The following is a 25,782-nucleotide window of genomic DNA, read 5'->3' on the forward strand; positions in this document are numbered from 1 at the left end:
ACAGTACATGGAATTTTTTCGGCATATTTTAGATTATGTTTTTTACGGAAGCGAGGGCTTGGCAGCTTTGGTGGCATTACTGTATCTTCCAAGGTTGAAAAATACGTATTGGAAATATTTTGCCATATATCTTGTCTTTATCTTCCTCAGCGAGACCTTGGCAGAGCAAGATATATTTTCAAGAGACGGTAAAGTTCAGTTTTACAATTATCTTGTGATTCCTGCACAGTTCCTGTTTTTCTATTGGCTATATGCCGCAAAATTGTTTAAAAGGCCGAAACTTTTTTATACATTTTCAGTTTTATATATTCTTTCGTATATACCACATGAAATCCTGTTCAATTCAAAGAAGATTGTGTTTTCCCTCAATTATACTTTAGGCTCGCTGTTTTTGCTTTACCTCGTTATTCTTGAATATTACCGGCAGGTAAATTCATCAAATATCCTGAATTTCAGTGATAACCGATTCTTTTATATCAACTGGGGAGTGACTGTTTTTTATATAGGAACATTGCCTTTGTTTTCTTTCTGGAGCGTGTTTGCTCAGCTTAAAGATTTATTCAGTATTTACTATATTTACTTTCAGATTTCGGGTATTGTGATGTACACTTTATTTGCGGTTTCATTTATTTTAGGAAAAGAAAATGCTGAGGTATGGAAAAAACAGAGCTCTTAATTACCGTTATACTTTTTAATTTTTTCTTTTTAGGATTTATTATTGCAATAATGGTCTACATTAGAAAATACAAGCAGAGAAAGAAGGAGTATCTCGCAGAAATTCAGATTAAAAATGAAATTCATCAGAAAGAACTTCTGGCTACCCAGCTTGAAATTCAGCAGTCTACCATGAGTCAGATCGGGCGTGAGCTGCATGACAATATCGGGCAGAAACTTACCCTTGTAAGTCTTTATACCCAACAGCTTCTGCACGAGAATAAAGTCCCTGATGTGAACGAAAGGATTGAGCAGGTTTCAGAGATTGTAAACCAGTCGATTCATGAGCTCAGGAGTCTTTCCAAATCACTTACCGATAATAAAATCAGCCGCATCAAAATTACTGATCTGATTCGGGATGAGGTCAGTGTTGCCAATGCTGTGAAAAAATGCAAAGTTTCATTTGAGCATAATTTTGAGGATTCAGATTTGAATTTTGAACATAAAAGCGTCGTATTAAGAATTATTCAGGAGTTTATCCAAAACAGTATGAAGCATTCTGAATGCAAAAATGTTTTTATCAATCTAAAATCTGATGAAGAAACAGAGTGGGAGCTTTCTATTAAAGATGACGGAAAAGGCTTCGATACCGACGAGATTAAATCCAATGGAATTGGACTCACCAATATGAAAAACCGTGCAAAAATCATTGGTGCTGATTTTACTTTGACAAGTGAAAAAAATATTGGAACTTCGCTTAAAATTGTTTTAAACAAATAACCATGAAAAAAACAATTGTTCTTGTAGACGATCATACTCTGATCGCAAAAGCGCTGGAAGGAATTATCGATAATTTCGCAGATTTTGAAGTTATTTACTGTGCAGAAAACGGTCAGGATCTCATCGATAAATTTGCTGCCAACCGGAGAATTCCCGAGATCATCCTTCTTGACATCAGTATGCCGGTCATGGATGGCTTTGAAACCGCACTTTGGCTTACCGAAAATCATCCCGAAATAAAGGTGATGGCACTAAGTATGCAGGATGACGACCAGAGTGTCATCAGAATGATTAAGAACGGAGCCAAAGGTTATCTTCTGAAAAACTCACATCCTAAAGATCTCGAAAATGCACTTTCAGAATTAGCGAAAGAAGGATTTTATTACCCTGACTGGGCTTCGAAAATTATATTTTCAAATGCTAAAGGTCAAACGAAAAGCATCAAAGGAACAAAAATTTCAGAGCGTGAAAAGGAATTTCTGAGTTATGCCGCTACAGAATTGAGTTACAAAGAAATTGCTATCGAAATGGGCTGCAGTCCGAGAACTGTTGAGAGTTACCGCGATGCACTCTGTGAAAAATTTGATCTGAAAACCCGCGTTGGCCTCGCCATATTTGCAATAAAAAACGGTTTTGCCGAAACATAAAAAAAGTTGCTCAAAGAAAGCAACTTTTTTTTATTTAAAAACTCAGTTCAGACAAAACCGGAAAGTGGTCTGACGGATACAGCAGATTTTCACGTCTGTCATTGATGTGACGGTGAGATTTAATTTTAAAACCTTTTACAAAAATATAATCAATTCTGTCTTTGGGAACTTCATTGATATTAAAACCGGTAAACGTACCCTTCGGACCGTAATGTTTCTTTTCTGAATGGTAAAAAGTATCTTTCAGATTTTGAGATAATATTTTTACAGGCTCAGTATCTTCGGTTAAATTGAAATCTCCGGTCAAAACTAAAGGAAGATTTTTAGGATTTAAATCTTTTGCCTTTTTCAAAATCAATTCTGAAGATTTTACTCTCGCCAAATTTCCTACATGATCAAAATGAATGTTCATCGCCAGAAATTTTTTTTTAGATTTTAAATCTTTAAATATGGCGTAAGTACAGATTCTGTTGAGTGCAGCATCCCAGCCTTTTGACGGTTTCTCCGGCGTTTCAGAAAGCCAGAAAGTTCCGGATTTTACAATCTGAAGTTTTTGCGTATCAAAAAATATAGCTGAAAATTCTCCTTTTTCCTTACCGTCATCGCGACCGACTCCTACAAAATCGTAGTTTTTTAAACCTGTTTTCATATCTTTCATCTGTTCAGGTAAGGCTTCCTGAACGCCCAGAACATCTGGGTGATAATATTCTAGAAGTGCCAGCGCTTCCTCTTTTCTTTTCGGCCACGCATTGTCCTGATCAGATTCAACATTCAGTCTGATATTAAATGACATTACTTTTAAATCCTGACAAAATGCCATTGAAAAGCTCAGAACGGAGAACAGTATTATTAATTTTTTCATATTTTAAATTTAAAACAAAAATAAAACTTAGCATCGAAATCTGACTTTTAAAATATATTATTTAAAAATTAAATCATCCTTCATCCTTTTGGATTAAAGGCCTTTTGCAATGTGTAAAAAACGTCCGTCCGTTTTGTTAGAAAGATACGGATGTTTTAATGAAAAGATACGGACGTTTTGATAGAAAGATACTGACGTTTAGAAAAAAAGATTCGGTTGTTCTAATCAAAACATACTTACAACTAAGATTTAGAAAGATTAAAATTTGTAAAAATAAAAACTCCGGATATTTCCGGAGTTATATATGATCATGCGAATGCGCTGTTACTCTTTTGTAAATTTCACATCTGTGCCGCCTTGTGCAATGTTGAAAGATTTTTTGTCTTTACTGAAAACAATTTCGATCTGAGCCATCTCAAAAGAAAACTTGTTGTCGCCCAAATATTCCAATGGAAAAGCCTGTTGACCTGTTGCCTGAGCAAAAAGCTGTCCGTCTTTTTCGGTTAGAACTATTTTAACCGGAACCTGTTTGTTGCTGAATGTACCGACAAAATCTTTAGGATTGATTTTCTCTATGGGTGCTGCCTGAGCCGAGCTCCACGTATTGTTTTTTGAGTTGACGTCAGGAATTTCACCATTAGGATCAAGTTTCACCTCGCTGATTTCCTTCGTGGAATTCACTTTGAAAGTCCATTCGTTATTTCTCTTCCATACTTCTACCGGAAGTTTTACCATATCGGTTGTGCCATCTTTAAATTTAAGCTGAACTGTTGTAGGCATCGGTAGTTGTCCTAAGTTTTCAACGGTAACCTGTGCACCGTTTTTAAAGTCTCCGTTTACATATTTAACAGTTTTAATTGCCTGATCAACTTTCCATTTGTTGATAAACCAACCTCTCCAGAACCAGTTGAGTTCCTCGCCCGATATGTTTTCCATCGTATGGAAGAAATCCCATGGAGTAGGGTGTTTGAATGCCCATCTCTCGATATAGGTTCTAAAAGCCTTATCAAATTTTTCCGGGCCTAAGACAGATTCACGCAAAATTCCAAGCCCCATTCCCGGTTTGTAGTAAGCTAGAGTTCCGATGTTTCTTTCTTTCATGTTATCAGGACCAACCATAATCGGTTCAATATTATCACTCGTCAGAAATGCGCCCATCTGTGCAATATTTTTCTTTTGATAATATTCGCCTTTGTTGAATGCTTCCGTAGAAAGTTCGTTGATGAATGTGTTGAAACCTTCATCCATCCATGCAAATAATCTTTCATTGGAACCTACAATCATCGGGAACCAGTTGTGCCCAAACTCGTGGTCTGTAACGCCCCACAGATCTTCACCTTTAGAATCCATGTGGCAGAAAACGATTCCGGGATATTCCATTCCACCTTCATTTCCGGCAACGTTGGTAGCTGCAGGATAGGTGTATTCATACCATTTTTTAGAATAATGTTCTATGGAAGCTTTGGTGTATTCTGTAGATCTTCCCCAGGCTTTATCACCGGCACTTTCTGCAGGGTAAGCAGAGATTGCTATCGATTTTTTACCACTTGGAAGATTGATTTTTGCCGCATCCAAAACAAATGCTGCAGAAGATGCCCATGCGAAATCTCTCGTCTGACTGATTTTAAATTTCCAGGTCTTAGTTCCTGATGCCTGATTTTTTTTGATGTCAGATTCAGTTCTGATCATAACTGTCTTATCAGAGTTTCTTGCCTTGTCCCAACGGTCATTTTCTTCTTTAGAATAAACTTCTTTTGAGTTTAAAAGCTCTCCAGAAGCTACAACATAGTGATTTGAAGGAACGGTAATGTTGGCTGTAATGTCACCATATTCAAGATAAAATTCTGAAGCTCCGAGGTAAGGTAGGGTGTTCCAGCCCATCACGTCATCATAAACGCACATTCTCGGATACCATTGAGCGATTGTATAAATGTTTCCGTTTTTGGTTTCTTCAATTCCCATTCTGTCTGAACCGTATTTTGGAGAAACGAAAGAATATTCAACTTTAATTTTTGCTTTTCCTCCTTTAGCTGCAAGGTGCTGCGGCAGATCAATCTGCATTCTTGTGTCTGTAACTGTATATTTTACAGGTTTGCCATCGTAAGTAACAGATTTGATTTTATATCCACCCTCAAAAACTTCCCCTTTAGCACCGTTTCTGCTTCCCGATAAAGGCACAACAGAATTTCCTCTCGAATCTTTAGCAAACAAATTCTGATCAAGCTGAAGCCAAAGAAAACTTAATTGATCCGGACTGTTATTGGTGTAGGTAATTTCTGCACTTCCGGTAAGTTCGTTTTTCTTTTCATCAAGGCTGATGTCAAGTTTGTAGTCTGCAGAGTTTTGCCAGTAGGCATGACCAGGCTGGCCGCTCGCTGACCTCGTTTCTGTTCCGGTTTGCGGATAGAAAAATGGTTTAAAAGCTTCAACGAAATCATATTTTGGAGATTCTTTTGGTGTTTCCTGAGCCGAAAACTGAGCTGAAACTGCAAAAACAGCAGCAACAAAAATTTTAGTAGGGAATTTAAAATTCATCTGGAAAGGTTTAATTTAAAATGATAAGTAAAAAAAATCCCGGAATCGTTACAGATCCCGGAACAAATAGCTGTAAATAGTTTTAGTTTGATTTTTTAGATTTAATCATGGCTTCCAGGGCATCCCACATTTCCTGAGGAATATCTTCAAGCATATTAAATTCTCCTGCGCCCTGCAGCCATTCTCCACCGTCAATGGTTACCACTTCACCATTCATGTAAGCCGAATAATCCGAAACCAGATAAGCCGCAAGATTCGCGAGTTCCTGATGCTCACCAACTCTTCTCAACGGAACTTTTTTTCTCATATCAAATTTTTCCTGTAAATCACCAGGCAGCAACCTGTCCCAAGCGCCTTTGGTAGGGAAAGGTCCCGGAGCAATAGCATTAAATCGGATTCCATACTTAGCCCATTCAACAGCTAAACTTCTGGTCATTGCGAGAACGCCTGCTTTGGCACAGGCAGACGGTACCACGTAGGCAGAACCTGTCCAGGCATAAGTTGTTACAATATTTAAAACTGTTCCCGAAGTTTTAGAATTAATCCAGTGTTTTCCGACTGACAGCGTACAGTTTTTTGTTCCTTTTAAAACAATATCCAAAATAGAATCAAATGCGGAATGAGTGAGTCTTTCGGTGGGCGAAATAAAGTTTCCGGCTGCGTTGTTTAGAAGAATATCAATTTTACCAAATTCTTTTAATGCTGCATCTTTCATCGCTTCTACTTCGTCCCAGTTTCTTACATCGCATGCAACACAGAGAACTTTTCCGCCGGTCTGCTCTTCCAGTTCCTGTGCTGTAACCTGAAGTTTTTCTAAATTTCTTGAGGTAATCACTACTTTGGCTCCCAATTCAAGGAAATATTTGGTCATTGCTTTACCAAGGCCGCTGCCTCCGCCGGTCACGATGGCAACTTTATCTTTCAGGGCACCTTCGCGCAGCATCGGCTGTGTATATTGATTCATAAATTTATTTTTCTTAAAAATAATAAATATTGAGCGGATGAAGTTTAAAAATTTCAGATAAATAATGTGGTGAATAGCTGTTACCGGATTTCACCGGCAGATGCAAAGACAGCCCTGTAAAGATTACAGAGCTGTCAACACTTTTATATATAGAACATTTTTATTTTGCTACAACAGTTCCTTTGAAAGAAAGAGTTTTAGGAGTTTTGCTGTCGCTGGTTGTAACGGTTACCGTTTTAATAAAAGCTCCGGGGCTGGCTGCATTGTAATTTGCTGCTACAAATCCTTTTTTGCCTGGTGCAATTGGAGTTTTAGTATAATCGGCAGTTGTACATCCGCAAGATGGTGCAACGTTCTCAATGATGATCGGTGCTTTTGAAGTATTTGTAAATTCAAATTTGATCAGTTTTGGAGTTCCCTGAGGAATATTTCCTACGTCAATCGTTTCCGCTTTCCATTTTACAGCGTCAGCGATTGCGTTCACTATTGCATTATTTGCAACAGGCAGAACTTCAGCATAGAAAGTTGAGAATGCTAAAACTGCCAATAAAGCGGAGATTTTCAATTTTTTCATAAAATTATATTTATTGTTAATATTAAATTTAAGGAATGTGATTCAAACTTTTGATGTAACAAATTTACTACACATTTTGGTAATTATTGTTAATCACTTTCAAAGTTTTGTTAATGAGTTGTTAATGATAAATATTAAATAGATATTTTTGGATAATATTGCTTCTGTAAATGGAAATAAAGAAACTAAATATCATCATCAGCCTTGGTCTGGTTGCCATTGTAGGTATTCTGATTGCCCAACTTTTATGGACCAGGCAGGCCTACAGTCTTGAAGATAAAAAGTTTAATCAAACCGTAAATATTGCTCTTCTGGAAGTTGTAGAAAAGCTTTCAGGAGCTGAAGCGTCTTTTACCAAAAGCCCAATCCAGAATATTGCCAATGATTACTACGTGGTAAACATCAACAACGAATTTCATCCGGATGTTCTGGAATATTATCTGAAAACAGAGTTTACACGCCTTCAAATTAATACCAATTATGTTTATGCCGTCTACAATTGTCACAGCGACAAAATGTTGTACGGAAAATACATCAGCCCTGAAACGAAATCTTCGGAACATAAGAAAATCAGTTTTCCAAAACATGACAATCTTACCTATTATTTTTCAATCCGTTTTCCGGATAAAACAACCTATCTCATCAGCTCGCTGAGGTTTTGGTATTTACTGACTTTTGCCCTGATCATAATACTTTTGGTCTATGTTTATTCGATTTACACCATTATTCAGCAGAAGAAATTCTCAGAACTGCAGCGGGATTTCATCAACAATATGACGCACGAGTTTAAAACGCCTCTGTCTTCAATACTTCTGGCAACAGAAGCACTAAATAAGCAGCAGTCTGTAGCGGAAAATCCGAAACTTCAGACCTATACTTCGATTATTAGCAGTCAGGGTTTAAAACTGAACAGTCACGTTGAGAAAATTCTCAATATTGCCAAACATGATGCATCCGGATTTGACTTAAAGCTTTCGAAAATAAATCTTTACAGTTTTATTGAAGATATTCTGATGGTTATAAAACAGAAGAATGAGAATATAAAAACTGAGCTGAAAATTGATCATGATCTGACTGTTGAAGCCGATGAATTTCACTTCAGTAATGTGGTGTACAATCTTCTGGACAACTCTCTGAAATACTGCGATGGAAATCCGGAGATCAAAATTTTTTCCTTAAAAGATTCAAAAGGCTTATATTTAAAGTTTCAGGATAACGGGATGGGAATTCCACAGAAAAATATGCCTCACATTTTTGATAAATTTTACAGGGTAAATTCCAAAAAGAGTGATGAGGTTAATGGTTTTGGTTTGGGATTGTTTTATGTAAAAAAAGTAGTGCAGCAGCATCACTGGAAGATTTCAGTTGAAAATAATCACCACAGCGGAATCACAACTACAATATTCATCCCTTTTAATTAATTTGAGCAATGGAGAAATCTAAAATTTTATACGCTGAAGATGATGAGACTATTGCTTTTCTTATTCAGGACAGCCTTGAAAATTTTTATGAAATAAAACGTTTTTCAAACGGGAAATCTGCTCTTGAAGCTTTTCATAATGAGCAGTTTGATATTTGTCTGCTGGATATCATGATGCCTGAGATGAATGGTTTTGACCTTGCCGAAAAGATACGCGAAAAAAATTCCGAGGTTCCTATCATTTTTACATCAGCGAAATCTTTAAAGGAAGACCGCATCAAAGGTTTAAAGATTGGAGCCGATGATTATCTGGTAAAGCCCTTCAGTATTGAAGAATTAATTCTGAAAATTGAAGTTTTCCTGAAACGTTCCAAAAAAACAGAAACTCTTCCAGAGAATTTCACGGTCGGAAAATACAGTTTTGATCCTAAAAATTATACATTAAATGACGGTTCAAATACACTTACACTTACACAGCGCGAATCTGAACTTCTTTTTTTCTTCATCCGAAACAAAAATACTGTACTGAAAAGACAAGATATCCTGAAAGCAATCTGGGGCGATGATGATTATTTTATGGGAAGAAGTCTTGATGTTTTTATATCAAGACTGCGTAAGGTTTTGGCTGATGAAGAGCATCTTACAATAGAAAATATTCACGGAATAGGTTTTCGTTTTTCTGAAAAGTAATTTAATTAAAATTTGATTTTACTTAAATTTAATCCATAATATTTTACGGCTGATTTTTATTTAAATTTACGATTCTAATAAAACTTCATGAGAAAGCCGACGATTCTTCTTTTTATCTTTTTTTCAGTTTTCAGTTTAAATCTGAATGCTCAAAAAACTGAAAAGTTAATTCACTACGTGAATCCACTCATTGGAACTGTGAAAATGGGGCACACTTATCCCGGAGCAACTGCACCATTCGGAGCGGTACAGCTGAGTCCGGAAACCGATACGATTTCTTATGCTTTAAATGGAAAATATAACGGAGAAGTCTACAAATACTGCGCTGGCTACAGATATGAAGACAAAACAATTGTGGGATTCAGTTCGACCCATTTCAGCGGAACAGGACATTCTGATCTTGGAGACTTTCTGGTTATGCCTACGGTTGGAAAATTACAGCTCAATCCCGGAACTGCAGCCAATCCCGAAAATGGTTACAGAAGCAGATTTTCACATCAAAATGAAAAGGCTGAGGCTGGATATTACAAAGTAAAACTCGATGATCACAATATTTTAGCTGAACTGACGGCGACTACGAGGGTCGGCGTTCACCGGTACACTTTTCCAAAATCTGATCAGTCGCATATTATTTTAGATTTAATGGCCGGAATTTACAATTACGACGGCAAAAATGTCTGGACTTATGTGCGGGTTGAAAACGGCAATACCATCACAGGCTACCGACAAACCAATGGTTGGGCAAGAACGCGGACTGTTTATTTTGCAATGAAATTTTCAAAGCCCTTTAAATCTTACGGTCAGAAAAATTACGATGGAAAGCAGGTTTATAATGGATTCTGGAGAAAATTTGACCAGACAAAAAACTTTCCTGAAATCGCTGGGAAAAATCTGAAAATGTATTTCGATTTTGATACCAGTGAAAATGAAGCGGTCGAATTAAAACTCGCAATTTCTCCTGTAAGTCAGAGCAATGCCTTAGAAAATTTAGAAAAAGAAACCGGAAATTTAAACTTTGATCAAGTAAAATCTCAAACTCAGGAAATCTGGAATAAAGAATTAAATAAAATTATTGTTCAGGGGTCTGAAAAGGATAAAACGAATTTTTACACGGCAATGTATCACACCTTCATCAGCCCGACGACGTATACCGATTTCAATGGAGAATACAGAGGTTTAGACCAAAATATTCACAAGGCAGAAGGTTTTATCAATTACACAACGTTCTCAATTTGGGATACTTACCGTGCGCTGCATCCGTTCTTCAACATCATTCAACCCAAACGGAATAATGATATGGTGAAATCGATGATGGCACATTATAATCAGTTTTCAATGAAAATGTTGCCTATCTGGTCGCATTATGCCAACGACAACTGGTGCATGAGTGGTTATCACAGCGTAAGCGTGGTTGCAGACGCGGTTATCAAAGGGAATTATGATGGCGATGCAAAAGCCGCGTTGATGGCCTGCGTGGAAACTGCCAATAAGCGGGATTACGAAGGAATTGGTTTTTATATCGACAAAGGTTACATTCCTGCAGAAAAAAGCGGAACTTCAATATCAAACACTTTGGAGTATGCCTATGACGACTGGGCAATTGCTCAACTGGCAAAGCATTTGGGCGAAACGGAAATTTATAACCAGTTTATCAAACGTTCTGAAAACTGGAAAAATAATTACGACAAATCTATAGGATTTATGCGTCCCCGACTGGCAGACGGAAGTTTCAAAAAAGATTTTAATGCTTTAAGCACACACGGGCAAGGCTTTATAGAAGGAAATTCGTGGAACTACAGTTTTTTCGTTCCCCAAAATCCGGATGAATTGATCAATATGATGGGCGGAAAGAAAAAATTCGCTTCAAAATTGGATCAGCTGTTCACGATGCATTTGCCGGACGAGTTTTTCGCCGATACAGAAGATATTACGAGAGAAGGAATTATTGGAGGCTATGTTCACGGCAATGAACCTGCACATCACGTTGCTTACCTTTACAATTGGGCTGCTCAGCCATGGAAAACTCAGGCGCAGATCAGAAAGATTCTGGAAATGCAGTACAAGGCAACTCCCGATGGATTGGGCGGAAATGATGATGCAGGGCAGATGAGTGCCTGGTATATTTTGAGCTCACTTGGCTTTTATCCTGTTGCTCCGGGTTCTGAAGATTATGCAATTGGAAGTCCGGCTGTCGAAAATGCAATTCTAAATTTAGAAAACGGGAAAACTTTTGAAATAAAAGCTATCAATCAAAGTCCGAAAAATGTTTTTGTGCAGAAAATTCTTCTTGACGGAAAGGAAATTAAAAACTTTACTTTAAAACATTCAGATATTATGAATGGCGGGAAACTGACATTTTATATGAGTGGAAAAGCTAAGAAATAATTTATCTGTTTCTGCCAAGCAAGCCGTACAGCAGTTTTTCCTTGATTTCCGCGTTGATTTCGTCGGTGGATTCTATATTTCTTTTAAACCAGAAATAAGAATTGTTCAAAGTGTGCAGAATAAATCTAGTAGTGAAAGTCGGTGATTTCAGTTCCCAGTTTTCGGCGGTATAGATTTCAGAAATCAACTGTTCAACTTCCTGCTGATAATTTTTTCTGAGAGCGACAAATTCGCTTAACCGTTCTTCCAGATGTTTCCATTCATTGGAGTAAATGTGCGTTACGTCGCGGTTTTTTAGAACAATTGAAAGATGTTTGTCGATAAACAGATTGAGTTTTTCTTTTGGTGGAAGATTGGTGGTTTTTATAACTTGCAGTTCATCAAAGAATTCCTGAGCCACCCCGAAACAGATCCACTCCAGAATTTCTTCTTTCGAACGGATGTGGGCGTACAGAGACGCCGCCTTAATGTTCAGTTTTGTTGCTAAATCCCGTACAGAACTCGCCGGATACCCTTTTTCCTTGAAAAGTTCAATGGCTACTTCCAGTATTTTCTGTTGTTTTTCTCTCAATTCCATGATTGGTTACAAAAGTAAATATTCTGAAATTAAATCTATTCTTTTTGTTAATGATTTTCAAACGGTGAGCTTTTACGTTTTCAAATAAAATTTAAAAATCGTTGACAGACTAATTTTCATAATTAAATCTATCAAATTTACTCAAAAACGGAAATTTTGTCTTCTCTACAATTGATAAAAATGTTAAATTCGGAAATTTTGACCTTATTTTTTAAAAAATCAACAATTGAATACTTTTTGCGTTAATGGTTTCAGAATTAAATGATTGACCGAACATTAAGAATTTAAACCTCAAAAATTTAACTTCTTAATGTTTTTTAAAGACGAATTCATTTAATTCAGTTTTAAAGTTGAACAAAATTTGATACAATTTTAAAATCAATTATTAACCATCAATTATAAATAGTATGAATATAAATCAATATACCGTAAAATCACAGGAAGCCATCCAGGCCGCTCAGCAAGTGGCAATGGAATTCGGCAATCAGCAGATCGAACCACAACATTTACTGGAAGGAATCTTTCAGGTAGATGAAAACATATCGCCTTTTTTACTGAAGAAGTCTGAAGCAGATGCCACTTTGTTAAGAGAGCGAAACAGAGAAAATTTAGAAAGACTTCCTAAAGTACAAGGAGGAAACATCTACCTTTCGAATTCAGCCAACAAAGTTTTGTTGGATGCACCGAATATTGCCAAAAAAATGGGCGATGAATTTGTGACCATTGAACATCTTTGGCTTTCACTTTTGGAAACCAATTCTGAAGTTTCGAAAACACTGAAAGATATGGGCGTGACCAAAAGCCTTCTGGAAGGCGGAATCAAAGAATTAAGAAAAGGTTCGAAAGCCACTTCTGCAAGTTCGGAAGAGACGTATCAATCCTTAAATAAATATGCTAAAAACTTTAATGAATTAGCAGCAGAAGGAAAACTCGACCCGGTTATCGGACGTGATGAAGAAATCAGAAGGGTTTTGCAGATTTTATCGAGAAGAACTAAAAACAATCCAATTCTAATCGGTGAGCCAGGTGTCGGTAAAACGGCGATTGCAGAAGGAATTGCACACAGAATTATCAGCGGTGATATTCCTGAAAATTTGCAGGATAAAACTTTGTACTCTTTAGATATGGGCGCTTTGATTGCCGGTGCAAAATACAAAGGTGAGTTTGAAGAAAGGTTGAAATCTGTTGTAAATGAAGTTATTAAATCAGACGGACAAATTATTCTTTTCATTGACGAAATCCACACTTTGGTGGGAGCCGGCGGTGGAGAAGGAGCAATGGATGCTGCAAATATCCTGAAACCAGCTTTGGCAAGAGGAGAATTGAGAGCAATCGGTGCAACGACTTTGAATGAATATCAAAAATATTTTGAAAAAGATAAAGCATTGGAAAGACGTTTCCAGAAAGTGATGGTGGAAGAACCGGATACCGAATCGGCAATTTCGATTTTGCGTGGAATTAAAGATAAATATGAAGCGCACCACAAAGTAAGAATCAAAGACGAAGCGATTATTGCGGCAGTGGAAATGTCTCAGCGATATATTTCAGACCGTTTTTTACCGGATAAGGCGATTGATTTGATTGATGAAGCTTCGGCTAAACTGAGAATGGAAATCAATTCGAAGCCTGAAGAGCTGGACGTTCTCGACAGAAAACTGATGCAGATGGAAATTGAATTGGCGGCTATTTCGAGAGAAGGCAATCAGACGAAAATCGACCATTTAAAAGAAGATATTTCGAGAATTTCAGAAGAAAGAAACGAAATCAATGCAAAATGGCTGAAAGAAAAACAAAAGTCTGAGGATTTAACCTCCATTAAAAAAGATATTGAGTCCCTGAAACTCGAAGCAGAAAGAGCTTCCAGAGCTGGAGATTATGCGAAAGTTGCTGAAATTCAGTACGGAAAAATCAAGGAGAAAGAAGATGCTTTGCAAAAACTCGAACTGGAGATGCAAAACCATCAGAATGAATTGATTAAGGAAGAAGTAACTGCAGACAATATTTCAGAAGTGATTGGAAAATGGACAGGAATTCCTGTGACCAAACTTCTTCAGTCTGAAAGAGAAAAATTACTGCACCTTGAAACGGAACTTCATCACAGAGTTGTGGGTCAGGAAGAGGCGATAGAAGCGGTTGCAGATGCCATCAGAAGAAACAGAGCGGGTTTAAGCGACGAGAAAAAACCGATTGGGAGTTTCTTATTTTTAGGAACAACAGGAGTTGGTAAAACGGAGCTGGCAAAGGCTTTAGCTGAGTTTTTATTCGATGATGAAAACAATATGACGAGAATTGATATGAGTGAATATCAGGAAAGACATTCCGTTTCTCGTTTGGTTGGTGCGCCTCCGGGATATGTGGGTTACGATGAAGGTGGACAATTGACGGAAGCGGTGAGAAGAAGACCTTACTCAGTTGTGCTTTTGGATGAAATTGAAAAAGCGCATCCGGATGTTTTCAATACATTACTGCAGGTTTTGGATGACGGAAGATTGACCGATAACAAAGGTCGTGTCGTGAATTTCAAGAACGCAATTATCATTATGACTTCAAATCTTGGTTCGCATATTATTCAGGAGAATTTTGAAAATATTACCGAGGAAAATCAGGATGAAATTGTTGATAAAACAAAAATTCAGGTTTTTGATTTGTTGAAACAGACGCTTCGTCCGGAATTTCTTAACAGGATTGATGAAACGGTGTTGTTCCAGCCTTTACGAAAAAAAGAAATCGGAAAAATCGTTCAGTATCAGTTGAGAGGTTTCAATGACATGCTTGCAAAGAGAAATATTATGATGACTGCAACACAGGACGCTTTGAATTATTTAACCAACAAAGGCTACGATCCGGTTTTTGGAGCAAGACCTTTGAAAAGAGTGATTCAGCAGGAAGTTTTAAATAAATTATCAAAAGAAATCCTCGCAGGAACCGTAAATGACGGCGACAGAATTACGCTGGATTATTTTGAAGAGACAGGTTTGGTTTTCAGACCTGCAGAAAAATAATTTTTTTTTTCATATTTAGTTTTTTAATGAATCCGTCTCATAACAATGGTGAGTCGGATTCGTTTGTACTTATTGAGTAGAAGATTATGTATATTTGAGAATAATTTACAAACCGATGAAATCTGTTTCACAAATCAATTTCGAGAGAAGCATTGAAAAAAAATGGTTGATTTAGAAAGAGTCATTCTTTGATAAATTTGATACCTTCATTCATATCTTAATTGCTTTAGCTTTATGTTATATGACTTATTTTATAGTGATCAGTCAACAAACGTTTAATGAAAATGAAAGACTTTTTATCTGCGTATTTATTTTTGCATCATTATTAACTATTTTGATTGCTTTCAAAAAAGTGACTGAGAAGAGGTTGAAAATTGTTGAAACAAAAAATACAGAGCAGGAAAACAAAAACCAATTAAAGAAAATTTCTCACGAAATAGGATGGTTTGAATTTCGAAACGATCTGAACATTTCAATATTTTATGAAGATGCTGGAGATTGGAATAAATACACGAAGATTTTTCTATTTAAAGATAATAAGATTTATTATACTGTATTGACTGAAAGATTCAGACTAAACTACCCAACTTTCACACAAAATAATGCTGTGAAAAAACTTTTAAAAAATTTAACTGTAATCTGATTGATTAGTATAAATTCTAAATTTATTTAATATTGTAGTCAGTCACAATGTTTTCTTCTTGATATGTCACTAAAACTTTAATTCGTAGAAGAATTCAGATTCTATAAAAATCAGCAGAAAAATAAATTTCCTGCTGATTCAAATCATTAAATAGGCATTGAGATTAAATGCTGTTGTCTCTCTCTTCTTCCACACTCAAAACTCCGTCAATATCTTTGATGTCTTTCATTTTGAGTTTTTCAGGATCGATGATGATAATTCCTATGGCATCTAAAACCTGAAGAATGGTCGCTTCTTTTTTTCTGAGGTTTTCAGACACCTTGTCCAGAGTTCCCTCTTCTACTGATATAAGCCATTTTTTTTCCATGATATTATTTTGCTATGGGTCCGATAGGATCAATTGGAAATCTTGGATTTACAAAAGGTGGGATTTCTTTGATCGGAAATTTAATTGGCGGATTCATAATAAGTCTTGTTTTCGTCGGTGCCTGCACAAGGCCAGCCCCTGCATCTCTGGCAGGTAACGATAGCGCTTTTGCTGTTGAAGTAAGTTTTCTCCAAAGATTAATGCCTCTCAAGCCACTGGCTTGAGCCCAAAGCGCAGCAATACCTGCTACGTGAGGGGTTGCCATACTGGTTCCGTTCCAGGTTGCATATCTTGCTGGAAGTTTTGTAGAAGAATACACTCCCACACCTGGACCTACGATATCTACTGCACCATAAGTAGGATACAATCCTCCGTTAGAGAAATTCGCAATGTTCATATTGATGTCCACTGCACCTACAGCCATTATTGATGGGCAGTTTGCAGGATGCATTACCTGTTTTATCAAACCTGGTCTTGAAGAGTCATTTCCTGCGGCAGCAATAATCAGTGTGCCTTGAGCCAAGGCTCTGGCTGCGGCGGTTTCGTATACTGCAGAAAATCCTGTTCCTGAATACAGTCCACGTAAAGACATGCTTACAATATCACATCTGTTGGCAATTGCCCAGTTGATTCCGGCCAAAATCCCTGCATCAGGCCCGGATCCTGAATTGCTCAGTACTTTACCTATGTATAATTGTGCGGCATAAGCAATCCCGTATCTTTCAGAAGCAGAAGGCGAACTTTGAGGGCCGCATGCTGTACCCGAACAGTGCGTACCGTGTCCCTGCAAATCCTGAGTGGCTTCCCCCGAAATGAAACTTTGATGAATAACAGATCTTCCTGCAAAATCCGGATGATTAAAGTCTAAACCGGTATCTAAAACGGCAACTTTTATTCCTGCTCCGTTGTAAGGATTGTATTTTAAAATCGTTGTAGGAGTTACATTGGTCGCCTTCAATCCCCATGTGGAACCAACAGATTCTGCATCTAGCTGATTTTCTTCCTCTCCACTGTATTCTTCCTCCTCATTTCCCAGAAGCATTTCAGACAGTTGGTTTACAGCATCTCGGTAGCCGGAAACATATTTTTGTGTAGATTCGTCAACCATAGAATTGATGGCATATACCATTCTTTCGCGTTCTACGATCATATTATTTTCCGTCATCGCACTGATGGCACCGTCGAGTTTTGGTTTTTCATTCAAAATAATAATGCCTAATTTGTCTAAAACGATTCCGTCTGTTTGATTAAGGTCATCAGAAGTAAAAAATTCACTCTCAAATTCAAGTGAGCTTTTAATATTAAGACCCCCAATTTCATTCATTTGTGAGACAGCATTCTGATTGTTCATGCTTTCAGGTAGTACCACAAGGTATCTTCCTGTAAATTCTTCTTTTTCCTGATTTTTGTTGTTCTTTGACATGATAAATAGTTTTTTTAAATTTTTACTTACTCTTTTCTGGATTTTCAGTTTCCTCCTTTTTGTTGATGACAAAGTTCAGAGAATAAAAAATCTATTACGTCAGTAAAATCACTAAAGTTTCAGAGTAAAAACACTGAACTTTTTTTCAGGTAAAAAAACGGTTTTTTTTAGGGAAAACACGGTGAAGCATTACTCGATCCATCTGAATACGGGAGTTTAAACAGCATTTTCACTGCTCAGAAGTTTTTGGAGTTGTAAGTGCATTATGAAAATATTTAATTTCTCCATCTAAAATTTGTGGTAAACGTAAATAATTTTTAAAATTTCAGCAGGGATTTAGTATTTCCAAGCAGAAATCTTTTATAAAAATTATTTTCCATTAAAATAATACGTTATTCCAATTCTGTAGACATCCCGTTTTGCTTCGTAATAGGTTAGAAGCAATTGATCAAACTGTTTTGTGAAACCCTTTGAAAAAGTTCCTTCAATAGTAAAGTGTTTTGATAGTTTGTAGTCCAAACCAATGTCGGCGCTTATTCCAAATCTGTTTCGGAAATAATAGAAATTATTGAACTGCTCGTCAGGAATATAATTCAGTTTCGGCCCTGCGAGTAATGAGAATTTTTTGTAGAAATTATATTTATAATAAATCGGTAGTTCTACAAAAGTCACCGATTCTGTATATGAAACTGTTGGCGTAATTTGTATGTAAGATTTTACCGAAATCTGTTTTTCAACTACAAAACCAGCATACGCTTCGTCAATAATTCCGCTTAAATAGCCGGATGGCTCTCCTAATTCATCAATAGCATCAACGTCTGAATAATTCCAGCCAGCTTTTATACCAAATTGGATAGGATAATTTTGAGAAAAAGTAAAGATTGATATAAATGAAAAAATAAAGATTAAAAAGTGTGTTTTCTTATTCATAAATTTTAAAAATACTTTTTAAAAATGTTTAAAATCAAATATAAATCAGCTGTGTTTTCACAACATTTCTCCCCAGATTTTCCAAAACATTTTTGTAATTTTCAATCTGCAGATCATTCTTTTCGCTTTCTTCTCCGGTCTTAAAATCTACAATAACGTATTCGTTATTATATTTCAAAATCCGGTCAGGACGGTAAATCTTTGTAATACCGTTTTCAGTGATCATAATGTCTTTTTCGTTGATCACTTCCCATTTTTCATCAAAAAATTCCTGATGTTTTTCTATAATCTGAAGAAGATTTTTTTCGATATCAATTTTCTCTTCCAGCGTAATTTGCCCTTCAAGAATATACTTCTCAAGCACTTTTGAAATATCTTTTTTGGTATTAATTTTCGACAGAAGTTCGTGCACAAAAAGTCCGATCCTTACTTTCTCAATTCTTGTCTGATAATTTTTTGATGGCGTCGCAACTTTTATAGAAGTTGTTTTCTCATTAAGGTTTTTAAGTTCTGTAATATTTTTAGTTTTAAATGTCGATTTTTTATGAAAAACCTTTTTCTTCAGCATTTCAGGTTCGGCAGGATATAGATCAAATTCGTCAGCATTTTCCGTGTTTTTAGACTGAACAAATTCCAGAATCTCAAGATTATTGGATGTTTTATTCGCTTTCTGAATATAGAAAAACAACTGCTCAACAGGTCTTGTAGTTGCAACATATTGTAAACATAATCTGTCGACGAAATTTTTATAAGAATTTTCCTGATTAAAAATCCCGATTTCTTCATCATACACTTCCAGATTTTTGCTGAACTGGCTGATGTTGACTGACTGTAAAACGTCCAGATCTCCGGTATCAAACCAATTGGTAAATTCCGCATCCCGGTTTTTATTGATCATCGGAATAAAAACAATAGGAAATTCGAGACCTTTGGCTTTGTGGATTGTCATAATCTGAATTGCATCAATATTATCAGAAGCCTGAATGGTGTGTTTCGAAGCTTCCTCATCCCAGTATTTCAGAAATTCTTTTATGCTGGCTCCGGCATTTTGAGTAAAATTAAATAACATTTCAAGGAAATTCAAAAGGAAATCGGTTTCTTTATTTTCCACAGAAAATTCATTGATGTAAAACTCAACAAAATTATAGAGATTGAATTTCGGAAAATCATCCTGATGAAGTTTGACATCATACTTTTTTTGGATTTGCTCCGCGATAAGATCATGGTCAGAAATATTGAGGATTTCCTGCATGCCCACAGTGAAATCGTCCATCACAATTCTTCCCGATTTTCTCAGAAAATACATCATCATAATCAGGCTCGTCTTGTTTTTCCTGTTGCTCTGCCATCTCAGAAATTCGATGACGGCTTTCAGCGTATTCGAAAGATCAAGAGTCAGTCCTTTATCAGAAATGGTTTTGATATTCGTCGTTTCGCCTTTGTAATTCACAGTAAGATTTCCCAGTTTCTGAGAATAACTGAAAATATCAAAGTTGCCACGGCACAGAATGGTAATATCAGAAAAAGAAAACCCGTTATCCAGACTTTCCTGAATGTCTTTCTGCATTTTTTCGGAAGTATCGCTGTAAAAATCATCATTCGTAAGATTTTCGATGAGGTTTATTTTCACGCGGCCTTCCAACGAAGATTTTGGATTCTGCTCACCATCACTTCCGAAGATATTCTGATGTTCTTCATTCAAATTTTGAGAATGAAAGCGGTACAGATCATTATTAAAATTAACGATATTTTTTGCACTCCGCCAGTTGTCTTTTAAAACCAAAAGTGATGCTTCTTTCGGTGTGATTTCTTTTTTGCTGATAATGTCGAGCATCAACTGACTTTCACCGCCGCGAAAACGGTAAATACTTTGTTTGGGATCGCCAACCAAAGTAAAAGAAGTGTTGTCACTCGAAACTGCATGATCTCTCAACGGCAGAAAATTCTGCCACTGCAATTCAGAAGTGTCCTGAAATTCATCAAAGAAATAATGGTGAAACTGCGATCCTACTTTTTCATAAATGAATGCCGAAGGCTCACTTTTGAGATTTTCATTAATTAAAATATTAAATTTTGAAAGCAAAACAAGATCGTTTTCTTCCTCAATTTTTTTCAGCTCATCCTGAATGTCTTTATTTACTTTTAAAGGCAGAAGTGCAGAAAGAATCTTTTCTTTTTTCTGGGTTTCAATAAAGATTTTAATGAGCTGAAGACGGTTTTCTAAAAGCTGATCCAGAATTTCCAGAATATCCTGTTCTTTATGCTTCGATTTTGCTGCAGCGCCTTTTGCGAAAGTGTTTCTGGCAGATTCTTCATTGGTTGGAAAAGGAAAATCTTTTCTGTTTTTCTGGTAATAATCTGCAACTTTTACAAAAAATCCTCCCAAACCATTTTTTCCCTGAGCAAAATCTTCAAGTTCAATTGCTCTTTCTTTGAAAAGCTGAATAGAATTTAAAGCAAGTTCAAGCGACTTCTTTTTATTGGCTGAAATTTCTTTTCGAAGCCCATTTTTAATGTCCTCATATTTTTCATTATCAAAATCTTTATTTTTCTGAAGATTCTCATAATGAATGTCTTTCACGAATTCTTTTGCAGAATCGTAGAGATTTTTGTTGAGATTAATCCTTTCATTATTTTCAAGACTGTAATCCACATAGTCCATAAACGAATTGGAAATGACATCGTTTTCCCCGATCTGATCGAGCATTTTATCGACAGCTTCAATTAAATAAGGTTCAGGATCAATTTCAAGATTAAAATTTTTGGCTAAACCCAATTCGTAGGAAAAACTTCTCACGAGACGCGAATTAAACCGGTCAATCGTTCCGATATTCAAGGTAGAGTAGTTGTGAAGAACGTAATCCAAAAGCTTTTTGGAGCGGTAATGAAGTTCATGAATATCTATTTTCAAACCTTCAGCTTCAAAAGCAGTCTGAATATTTTTTAAATCTGAATTCTCTGCATAATTTTCTTCAGTGAATCTTCCTAACCAGGAAAGAATTCTTTCTTTCATCTCGTTGGCAGCTTTGTTGGTAAAAGTCAAAGCAAGAATGTTTCTTATTGATTGCTGCTGATTGGGATAGCGCAGGCAGATCATCAGAAGCCTCTGCACAAGAGCATAAGTTTTCCCAGAACCTGCAGAAGCATTGATTACCGTATATGAATTTTGCATTTTTAAAGAGAATTAAAACTGCAAGTTAATATATTTTCTGCTTGATTTTTAACAGTAGGCACTGGTATTTTAACAATTCTGAATCAAAAATTGGTAAGTTTTGATAAAACGTGTTAATGCAGGTTAAAGTTTATTTTTAAACCTAAATATATTTTAGATTTGCTGAATAAAACAATGGCCTGTGAAATGTAAATTACTTTTTTTCTTTTCGTTTCTCCTTTCCCTCAGTTTCCACGCTCAGGAATATATTTTTGGGAGAACAGTTTCTGAAGAAAATGCTGAAATGCCCAACGTCACCGTAATCAACATCCGTACAGACGAAAGAGTACTGACGAATGATGACGGACACTTTATGATATCCGGAAGGCAAGGCGACAATCTTCGTTTTATAATCCTGGGCTACGAACGTTTCCAAACCGTAATAGGTGCAGAAAATTTGAAATCTCCTTTAAATGTTACGCTCAAACGAATTCCGGTAGCCATTGAGGAAGTTGTTCTGAAAAAACGGCTGACGGGAGATCTTGCAATGGATATAAAAAATTATAATCCCCCGACAAAGGTTCAGAAATTAAAATCGGACTTAGGGAAATACATGAGCCAAAAATCGGATCCGAGAGTTCTGGCAGCAAAACCCGGGGAATTTGTACAGCCCGTAACAAAAGGTACTTTCAGTTTTGGGAAAATCAAGGATAAATGGGATGATGTCGATTTTATGAATTATTTGATTCAGGCTCTGGGAAATGACTATTTCACTGAACTCAAGATTGAAAATTCTCAAATCCAGCATTTCATTTACTATATTTTCAACAGCGGTTTTGAGAGAAAACGTATTTTAAAGTACGGATACGCCAGTGACGCGGATCTGAACAGATTCAAAAGTGCCGTTTTGCTGAGAATTACTTCTTATAAAACTCCATTAACGACTGCCAAATGAAAATAAAATTACTGCTGATTTTTGTCTTTATTTCTTCGTTTCTAATAGCTCAAAATACAGTTTCAGGAACTGTTTTGGATGAAAACGGAACTTTGCAGGGGCAGGTTTTGGTTTTTAATTTTAATAAAAGCCAGTCTGTTTTTTCAGATGCAAATGGATTTTTCTCAATCACAGCCAATCCCAACGACGAAATTCGGTTTGTGAAAGATGGGTTCTATCGGTTTGACTTCAAAGTAACTGCAGAATCTTTCTCAGAGAAAAATACCGTGATAATGAGGCACGTCGAAATTCTCATCCCCGAAGTAGAATTGAAATTCCAGCCAACTGGTAATCTTGAGAAAGATGCTCAAAATGTTGGAGTTTCCAAAAGAGTTGCTGCTTTAAATTCTAAAATGGATGAGTATATGAAATCGCCGATGACCGAAGCCATACCGGAAAATGCAACACCAAAATCGTTTCAGCCGCACGATTTTAAAGAAGGACAGGTAAATCTTATCGGAGTTGCTGATGCCATCGGAAAACTCTTCAGCAAAAAAACTACGAAGGCCAATTATTATGAAACCAAAGATTTTCTCGCCAGACTGAAGTCGGAAATTGACCTCAGTTATTACAGGAAATTCGGGATGGGAGATGAGGGAATTGACCGCTTTCTTCTGTATGCAGAAGACATTTTTATGCTCTCAAAAAAGTATCGGAAGAAGTTTGACAAAGTAAGGATCTCCAATGATCTGATGTCAGCATTTAGCGAATATAGAAAGACTAATAATCTTGAATATTAATGATAAACGACATCATGAATTTCGTTTGTTGTCTCACCTAAATCTGTAGGCTGGAAATTAGCCAAGAGCCACAGGTTAAGTTTCTTTTTTCCGTTGCCGTAGCTTGGCTGAATGTACATTTCGTCAATTAAGCTGAATCCGTTTTTCTGATAAAACGAAAATCTTCGTTTGGAATCTTCATTCAAGTTTTCCGGCTCTATCTCCAGAATAATTCTTGGATGATTTTCTTTTAAAAGATCAATGATTTTTGAACCTGCTTTTTGATTTCTAAACTCAGCAAAGACTTCAAAATGTTCTACAAAGATAAAATCTGAAAGTTCCCAAATGATCACGTAACCGATGTTTTCACTTTCATTAAAAACTGAAAAAACCTTCACGTTGGAGTGGGTGAAAAGCTGTACAAACTTCATCCAGTCGCGTCTTTCGTCTTCCGGAAAAGAGGAGGTGTACGAACTGTAAATCTGTTTGATTCTGTAATCGTCGGGTGAAATAATCTGATTGAATTCCATTTTTAAAGATCAAAAACACTCGGTCGGCGCGTTATAAAAATATCTTTTATCCAAAGAGTGAATGCGAGTCCGAGATAAATTAAAAAAAAGAAACCTGCCGTGGCAAAAGTGGAGTAGATAAAGAAAACCCTGAGTTTAGAAACCGGAATTCCCAGCTTGGCACCCATTCTTGTGAGTACTCCAAACCATTCTCTTTCCATTTTGTGACGTAAGTTGTTCAACATTTTACTGCTCTTTTAATATTTTAAAACCGATAGCGCAATTTAGGCAATTTTTTGCTGTGCAGTAGTTTTTATAATGATAAATCAAACCCTGACTCTGTAAAGCATTTTTTATTTTTAAACCTAAATTTTTCCAGCCGTCTAAAATGGAGTTTTTCTCCGAAACAATATCCTTGTAAAATGCCAGAATTTCATCAGCAATTTCTTCATTTTGATATTTGTGATACGTGTATTTCAGAGGTAAAACTGTATTCAAAATAATCAGGTCAATGAAATCTTTAGTTAAAACTTTAGGCTGGTTTACCGGAGATATTTTTCCAAAATTAAAATGATTGTCCCAATAGTCTGACGCTTTGATATCTTGAAAAACAGCAATCAATTCATCCATATTTCTGGCGTCAATAATCTTCGAAAAGAGGTTTTGATGTCTGTTGTAGAGATCAGCAAGTTGTGAAAGCCGCAATGTAGGGAAGTTGGGTGGTCGCAGTCTCAGGAATTTCGGTCGGATGATGAGGTCTGATAAACCGAATTTAGTTTTCAGGAAATCAAATTCTCTTTTCCAGATCTGCATTTGTGCGTCTTCGGGTTTTTCGAGCCAGCCCGATATTCCGAAAAGTAAGGCCTCGAGCTGCGTTTTGTTTTGACAAATTTTATTGAAGACCGTAAAATCAATGCTTTCAGCAATCTGTTTAAAAATCTGGGCATTTACTTTCAAACCGAAAGAGTAGGCGAGTCTAAGAAAAAGAACAGCTTCATAATTATTTTTAAATCTCTTCAGATCTTCTTCAATTTCAACCGATTTTTCTTCCAGTTTTTTCAGCAGGCTTTCTTCGTAGAAATGAACGGGAATTCTTTTAGGATCAAACAAATCTTCACAAGCAATAAACTGACTTTCTTTTTCCAGTTTTTCATATTTCGCAAAAACAGATCTGTCGATATGGCTGATCAGCTCAAGCGTGGGAATATTTTTAAATTTAAATTCTTCGATGTCTGCGTCATTCTGGTAAACGACATGCAGAATAATGTTGTCATAGTTGGGATCTTTGCCATGCTGATGAAAAATCCAGTCTGATGATCGCACGTGGAGTTCAATGTTTCCGGCTAAGGTCACTCCGTTAATTTCTATTTTCGCCATCAGAAAATCGGGTCCGGAATCTGTATTCCATCTTCCGAAATCTATGATCTCTACAGGATTTCCTTCAGTATCCTTAAAGTCGAAATTGGTAAAGACCCTGAAATTCCAAAGGTATTGAAGCAGTTTTTCGGTCATCGTCTGTGAATTTGTGTGGAATAAATTTACAGAATTTTGATGAAAAAACAGCCCTGATCTGGCTGTTTTAGGTTTGTAGGTGTTTTTTATATTTCTTTTCAGTAAGTACTTTTAAATAGACATTGCCTTTACTGTTTCGTAAGAATTATATCTGTGGGAATATAGGGATTTACATAACTATCTCCTTTAATTCCCTTTCTTTCTGCTGTTTTCCATTGTACAGTCGTATTGCCAGATAACATTATAATTTGTATTAAAAGTCCTTTCCAAGTACTAGGGTCAATATGAAAACGAGAGTTGTCAAATATTACTCCATTTAGTTCAGGATAACTACCCATTAGCATAATCATTGGTGAGGAAGGATTAGAATAAGTAGTTGATGGGAATTTTGAATTGAAAAGTACAGTTTCATTTGGTTGTCCTTCATCTTCAATAACCATATAA

Annotated in this window: 23 protein-coding genes; 10 read left to right on the top strand and 13 right to left on the bottom strand. The window is 36.3% G+C overall.

What is annotated here, in order from left to right; all coding sequences use genetic code 11:
* Positions 1 to 7 precede the first annotated feature (7 nt).
* The 3 genes from ASG21_RS03955 to ASG21_RS03965 are packed head-to-tail and all read left to right on the top strand — an operon-like array spanning position 8 to position 2,081.
* Positions 8 to 676 carry a hypothetical protein gene (locus tag ASG21_RS03955; protein WP_056076199.1) on the top strand — a complete coding sequence of 223 codons (669 nt, stop codon included), beginning with the start codon at positions 8 to 10 and terminating at the stop codon, positions 674 to 676.
* On the top strand, positions 655 to 1,434 hold the full coding sequence (locus ASG21_RS03960) for an ATP-binding protein (RefSeq protein ID WP_056076202.1): 780 nt from the start codon (positions 655 to 657) through the stop codon (positions 1,432 to 1,434). Before ASG21_RS03955 ends, ASG21_RS03960 begins: the two co-directional genes overlap by 22 nt.
* 2 nt (positions 1,435 to 1,436) lie before the next feature.
* Positions 1,437 to 2,081 (top strand): response regulator transcription factor, encoded by a 645-nt coding sequence (locus ASG21_RS03965; RefSeq protein ID WP_056076204.1) that lies wholly within the window; start codon positions 1,437 to 1,439, stop codon positions 2,079 to 2,081.
* 34 nt (positions 2,082 to 2,115) lie between these two features.
* Here the strand turns inward: ASG21_RS03965 and ASG21_RS03970 are convergent, their stop codons facing one another.
* The 4 genes from ASG21_RS03970 to ASG21_RS03985 all read right to left on the bottom strand — a co-directional run bounded on the left by ASG21_RS03970 (position 2,116) and on the right by ASG21_RS03985 (position 7,016).
* Complete coding sequence (locus ASG21_RS03970) at positions 2,116 to 2,943, bottom strand: endonuclease/exonuclease/phosphatase family protein (protein ID WP_056076208.1); 828 nt, start codon at positions 2,941 to 2,943, stop codon at positions 2,116 to 2,118.
* Positions 2,944 to 3,267: 324 nt separating this feature from the next.
* On the bottom strand, positions 3,268 to 5,478 hold the full coding sequence (locus ASG21_RS03975) for a M1 family metallopeptidase (protein WP_056076211.1): 2,211 nt from the start codon (positions 5,476 to 5,478) through the stop codon (positions 3,268 to 3,270).
* 82 nt (positions 5,479 to 5,560) lie between these two features.
* Positions 5,561 to 6,442 (bottom strand): SDR family oxidoreductase, encoded by an 882-nt coding sequence (locus ASG21_RS03980; RefSeq protein WP_056076214.1) that lies wholly within the window; start codon positions 6,440 to 6,442, stop codon positions 5,561 to 5,563.
* Positions 6,443 to 6,602: 160 nt separating this feature from the next.
* Entirely contained in the window at positions 6,603 to 7,016 is a 414-nt protein-coding gene (locus ASG21_RS03985; protein WP_056076217.1) for a DUF1573 domain-containing protein, read from the bottom strand.
* Between the two features lie 170 nt (positions 7,017 to 7,186).
* Between ASG21_RS03985 and ASG21_RS03990 the strand changes: the two genes are divergently transcribed.
* The 3 genes from ASG21_RS03990 to ASG21_RS04000 all read left to right on the top strand — a co-directional run bounded on the left by ASG21_RS03990 (position 7,187) and on the right by ASG21_RS04000 (position 11,511).
* Positions 7,187 to 8,437 (top strand): HAMP domain-containing sensor histidine kinase, encoded by a 1,251-nt coding sequence (locus tag ASG21_RS03990; RefSeq protein WP_056076220.1) that lies wholly within the window; start codon positions 7,187 to 7,189, stop codon positions 8,435 to 8,437.
* Positions 8,438 to 8,445: 8 nt separating this feature from the next.
* Positions 8,446 to 9,126 carry a response regulator transcription factor gene (locus ASG21_RS03995; protein WP_056076223.1) on the top strand — a complete coding sequence of 227 codons (681 nt, stop codon included), beginning with the start codon at positions 8,446 to 8,448 and terminating at the stop codon, positions 9,124 to 9,126.
* A gap of 87 nt (positions 9,127 to 9,213) precedes the next feature.
* Positions 9,214 to 11,511 (top strand): GH92 family glycosyl hydrolase, encoded by a 2,298-nt coding sequence (locus ASG21_RS04000; protein WP_082482346.1) that lies wholly within the window; start codon positions 9,214 to 9,216, stop codon positions 11,509 to 11,511.
* A gap of 1 nt (position 11,512) precedes the next feature.
* On the opposite strand, the gene ASG21_RS04005 is transcribed toward ASG21_RS04000, so the two are convergent.
* A complete protein-coding gene (locus ASG21_RS04005) occupies positions 11,513 to 12,088 on the bottom strand; it encodes a TetR/AcrR family transcriptional regulator (protein WP_056076227.1) in 576 nt (191 codons plus the stop codon).
* 407 nt (positions 12,089 to 12,495) lie between these two features.
* Here ASG21_RS04005 and clpB point away from each other — a divergent pair, with 407 nt between their 5' ends.
* Together clpB and ASG21_RS04015 are read left to right on the top strand one after the other, a co-directional pair.
* Positions 12,496 to 15,090 (top strand): ATP-dependent chaperone ClpB, encoded by a 2,595-nt coding sequence (gene clpB / locus ASG21_RS04010; RefSeq protein WP_056076229.1) that lies wholly within the window; start codon positions 12,496 to 12,498, stop codon positions 15,088 to 15,090.
* 241 nt (positions 15,091 to 15,331) lie between these two features.
* Positions 15,332 to 15,733: a hypothetical protein gene (locus ASG21_RS04015; protein ID WP_056076234.1), complete on the top strand. Its 402-nt coding sequence runs from the start codon at positions 15,332 to 15,334 to the stop codon at positions 15,731 to 15,733.
* Between the two features lie 163 nt (positions 15,734 to 15,896).
* On the opposite strand, the gene ASG21_RS04020 is transcribed toward ASG21_RS04015, so the two are convergent.
* From ASG21_RS04020 to ASG21_RS04035, 4 genes are all read right to left on the bottom strand, one after another.
* A complete protein-coding gene (locus ASG21_RS04020) occupies positions 15,897 to 16,100 on the bottom strand; it encodes a hypothetical protein (RefSeq protein WP_056076236.1) in 204 nt (67 codons plus the stop codon).
* A 4-nt stretch (positions 16,101 to 16,104) separates the two neighbouring features.
* Positions 16,105 to 17,523: a S8 family serine peptidase gene (locus ASG21_RS04025; protein WP_056076240.1), complete on the bottom strand. Its 1,419-nt coding sequence runs from the start codon at positions 17,521 to 17,523 to the stop codon at positions 16,105 to 16,107.
* Positions 17,524 to 17,892: 369 nt separating this feature from the next.
* Positions 17,893 to 18,453 (bottom strand): outer membrane beta-barrel protein, encoded by a 561-nt coding sequence (locus ASG21_RS04030; protein ID WP_056076242.1) that lies wholly within the window; start codon positions 18,451 to 18,453, stop codon positions 17,893 to 17,895.
* A 34-nt stretch (positions 18,454 to 18,487) separates the two neighbouring features.
* Complete coding sequence (locus ASG21_RS04035) at positions 18,488 to 21,625, bottom strand: UvrD-helicase domain-containing protein (RefSeq protein ID WP_056076246.1); 3,138 nt, start codon at positions 21,623 to 21,625, stop codon at positions 18,488 to 18,490.
* Between the two features lie 181 nt (positions 21,626 to 21,806).
* On the opposite strand from ASG21_RS04035, the gene ASG21_RS04040 reads away from it, so the two are divergent.
* On the top strand, positions 21,807 to 22,559 hold the full coding sequence (locus tag ASG21_RS04040) for a hypothetical protein (protein WP_056076250.1): 753 nt from the start codon (positions 21,807 to 21,809) through the stop codon (positions 22,557 to 22,559).
* Positions 22,556 to 23,338, top strand: a complete 783-nt coding sequence (locus tag ASG21_RS04045) for a carboxypeptidase-like regulatory domain-containing protein (RefSeq protein ID WP_056076252.1) — start codon at positions 22,556 to 22,558, stop codon at positions 23,336 to 23,338. Before ASG21_RS04040 ends, ASG21_RS04045 begins: the two co-directional genes overlap by 4 nt.
* Here the strand turns inward: ASG21_RS04045 and ASG21_RS04050 are convergent.
* The 4 genes from ASG21_RS04050 to ASG21_RS04065 all read right to left on the bottom strand — a co-directional run bounded on the left by ASG21_RS04050 (position 23,335) and on the right by ASG21_RS04065 (position 25,778).
* A complete protein-coding gene (locus ASG21_RS04050) occupies positions 23,335 to 23,847 on the bottom strand; it encodes a GNAT family N-acetyltransferase (RefSeq protein ID WP_056076256.1) in 513 nt (170 codons plus the stop codon). The genes ASG21_RS04045 and ASG21_RS04050 overlap by 4 nt on opposite strands.
* Positions 23,848 to 23,849: 2 nt before the next feature.
* Positions 23,850 to 24,071 (bottom strand): PspC family transcriptional regulator, encoded by a 222-nt coding sequence (locus ASG21_RS04055; protein ID WP_056076258.1) that lies wholly within the window; start codon positions 24,069 to 24,071, stop codon positions 23,850 to 23,852.
* A 1-nt stretch (position 24,072) separates the two neighbouring features.
* The gene (locus tag ASG21_RS04060; protein ID WP_056076261.1) at positions 24,073 to 25,338 is read right to left on the bottom strand and encodes a DUF2851 family protein; all 1,266 of its coding nucleotides are present in this window, start codon (positions 25,336 to 25,338) and stop codon (positions 24,073 to 24,075) included.
* A 128-nt stretch (positions 25,339 to 25,466) separates the two neighbouring features.
* Positions 25,467 to 25,778 carry a hypothetical protein gene (locus ASG21_RS04065; RefSeq protein WP_056076264.1) on the bottom strand — a complete coding sequence of 104 codons (312 nt, stop codon included), beginning with the start codon at positions 25,776 to 25,778 and terminating at the stop codon, positions 25,467 to 25,469.
* Positions 25,779 to 25,782: the final 4 nt, after the last annotated feature.

This window comes from Chryseobacterium sp. Leaf394, assembly GCF_001424105.1.
In the GTDB taxonomy this organism is placed as follows: Bacteria; Bacteroidota; Bacteroidia; order Flavobacteriales; family Weeksellaceae; genus Chryseobacterium.

Coding starts and splice junctions, on each gene's coding strand:
- ASG21_RS04030 (WP_056076242.1), bottom strand. CDS start 18,453: ATGAATAAGAAAACACACTTTTTAATCTTTATTTTTTCATTTATATCA.
- ASG21_RS04025 (WP_056076240.1), bottom strand. CDS start 17,523: ATGTCAAAGAACAACAAAAATCAGGAAAAAGAAGAATTTACAGGAAGA.
- ASG21_RS03975 (WP_056076211.1), bottom strand. CDS start 5,478: ATGAATTTTAAATTCCCTACTAAAATTTTTGTTGCTGCTGTTTTTGCA.
- ASG21_RS04000 (WP_082482346.1), top strand. CDS start 9,214: ATGAGAAAGCCGACGATTCTTCTTTTTATCTTTTTTTCAGTTTTCAGT.
- ASG21_RS03980 (WP_056076214.1), bottom strand. CDS start 6,442: ATGAATCAATATACACAGCCGATGCTGCGCGAAGGTGCCCTGAAAGAT.
- ASG21_RS03995 (WP_056076223.1), top strand. CDS start 8,446: ATGGAGAAATCTAAAATTTTATACGCTGAAGATGATGAGACTATTGCT.
- ASG21_RS03965 (WP_056076204.1), top strand. CDS start 1,437: ATGAAAAAAACAATTGTTCTTGTAGACGATCATACTCTGATCGCAAAA.
- clpB (WP_056076229.1), top strand. CDS start 12,496: ATGAATATAAATCAATATACCGTAAAATCACAGGAAGCCATCCAGGCC.
- ASG21_RS03985 (WP_056076217.1), bottom strand. CDS start 7,016: ATGAAAAAATTGAAAATCTCCGCTTTATTGGCAGTTTTAGCATTCTCA.
- ASG21_RS03970 (WP_056076208.1), bottom strand. CDS start 2,943: ATGAAAAAATTAATAATACTGTTCTCCGTTCTGAGCTTTTCAATGGCA.
- ASG21_RS03960 (WP_056076202.1), top strand. CDS start 655: ATGGAAAAAACAGAGCTCTTAATTACCGTTATACTTTTTAATTTTTTC.
- ASG21_RS03990 (WP_056076220.1), top strand. CDS start 7,187: ATGGAAATAAAGAAACTAAATATCATCATCAGCCTTGGTCTGGTTGCC.
- ASG21_RS04005 (WP_056076227.1), bottom strand. CDS start 12,088: ATGGAATTGAGAGAAAAACAACAGAAAATACTGGAAGTAGCCATTGAA.
- ASG21_RS04060 (WP_056076261.1), bottom strand. CDS start 25,338: ATGACCGAAAAACTGCTTCAATACCTTTGGAATTTCAGGGTCTTTACC.
- ASG21_RS04055 (WP_056076258.1), bottom strand. CDS start 24,071: ATGTTGAACAACTTACGTCACAAAATGGAAAGAGAATGGTTTGGAGTA.
- ASG21_RS04045 (WP_056076252.1), top strand. CDS start 22,556: ATGAAAATAAAATTACTGCTGATTTTTGTCTTTATTTCTTCGTTTCTA.
- ASG21_RS04050 (WP_056076256.1), bottom strand. CDS start 23,847: ATGGAATTCAATCAGATTATTTCACCCGACGATTACAGAATCAAACAG.
- ASG21_RS04015 (WP_056076234.1), top strand. CDS start 15,332: ATGACTTATTTTATAGTGATCAGTCAACAAACGTTTAATGAAAATGAA.
- ASG21_RS04065 (WP_056076264.1), bottom strand. CDS start 25,778: ATGGTTATTGAAGATGAAGGACAACCAAATGAAACTGTACTTTTCAAT.
- ASG21_RS04035 (WP_056076246.1), bottom strand. CDS start 21,625: ATGCAAAATTCATATACGGTAATCAATGCTTCTGCAGGTTCTGGGAAA.
- ASG21_RS03955 (WP_056076199.1), top strand. CDS start 8: ATGGAATTTTTTCGGCATATTTTAGATTATGTTTTTTACGGAAGCGAG.
- ASG21_RS04020 (WP_056076236.1), bottom strand. CDS start 16,100: ATGGAAAAAAAATGGCTTATATCAGTAGAAGAGGGAACTCTGGACAAG.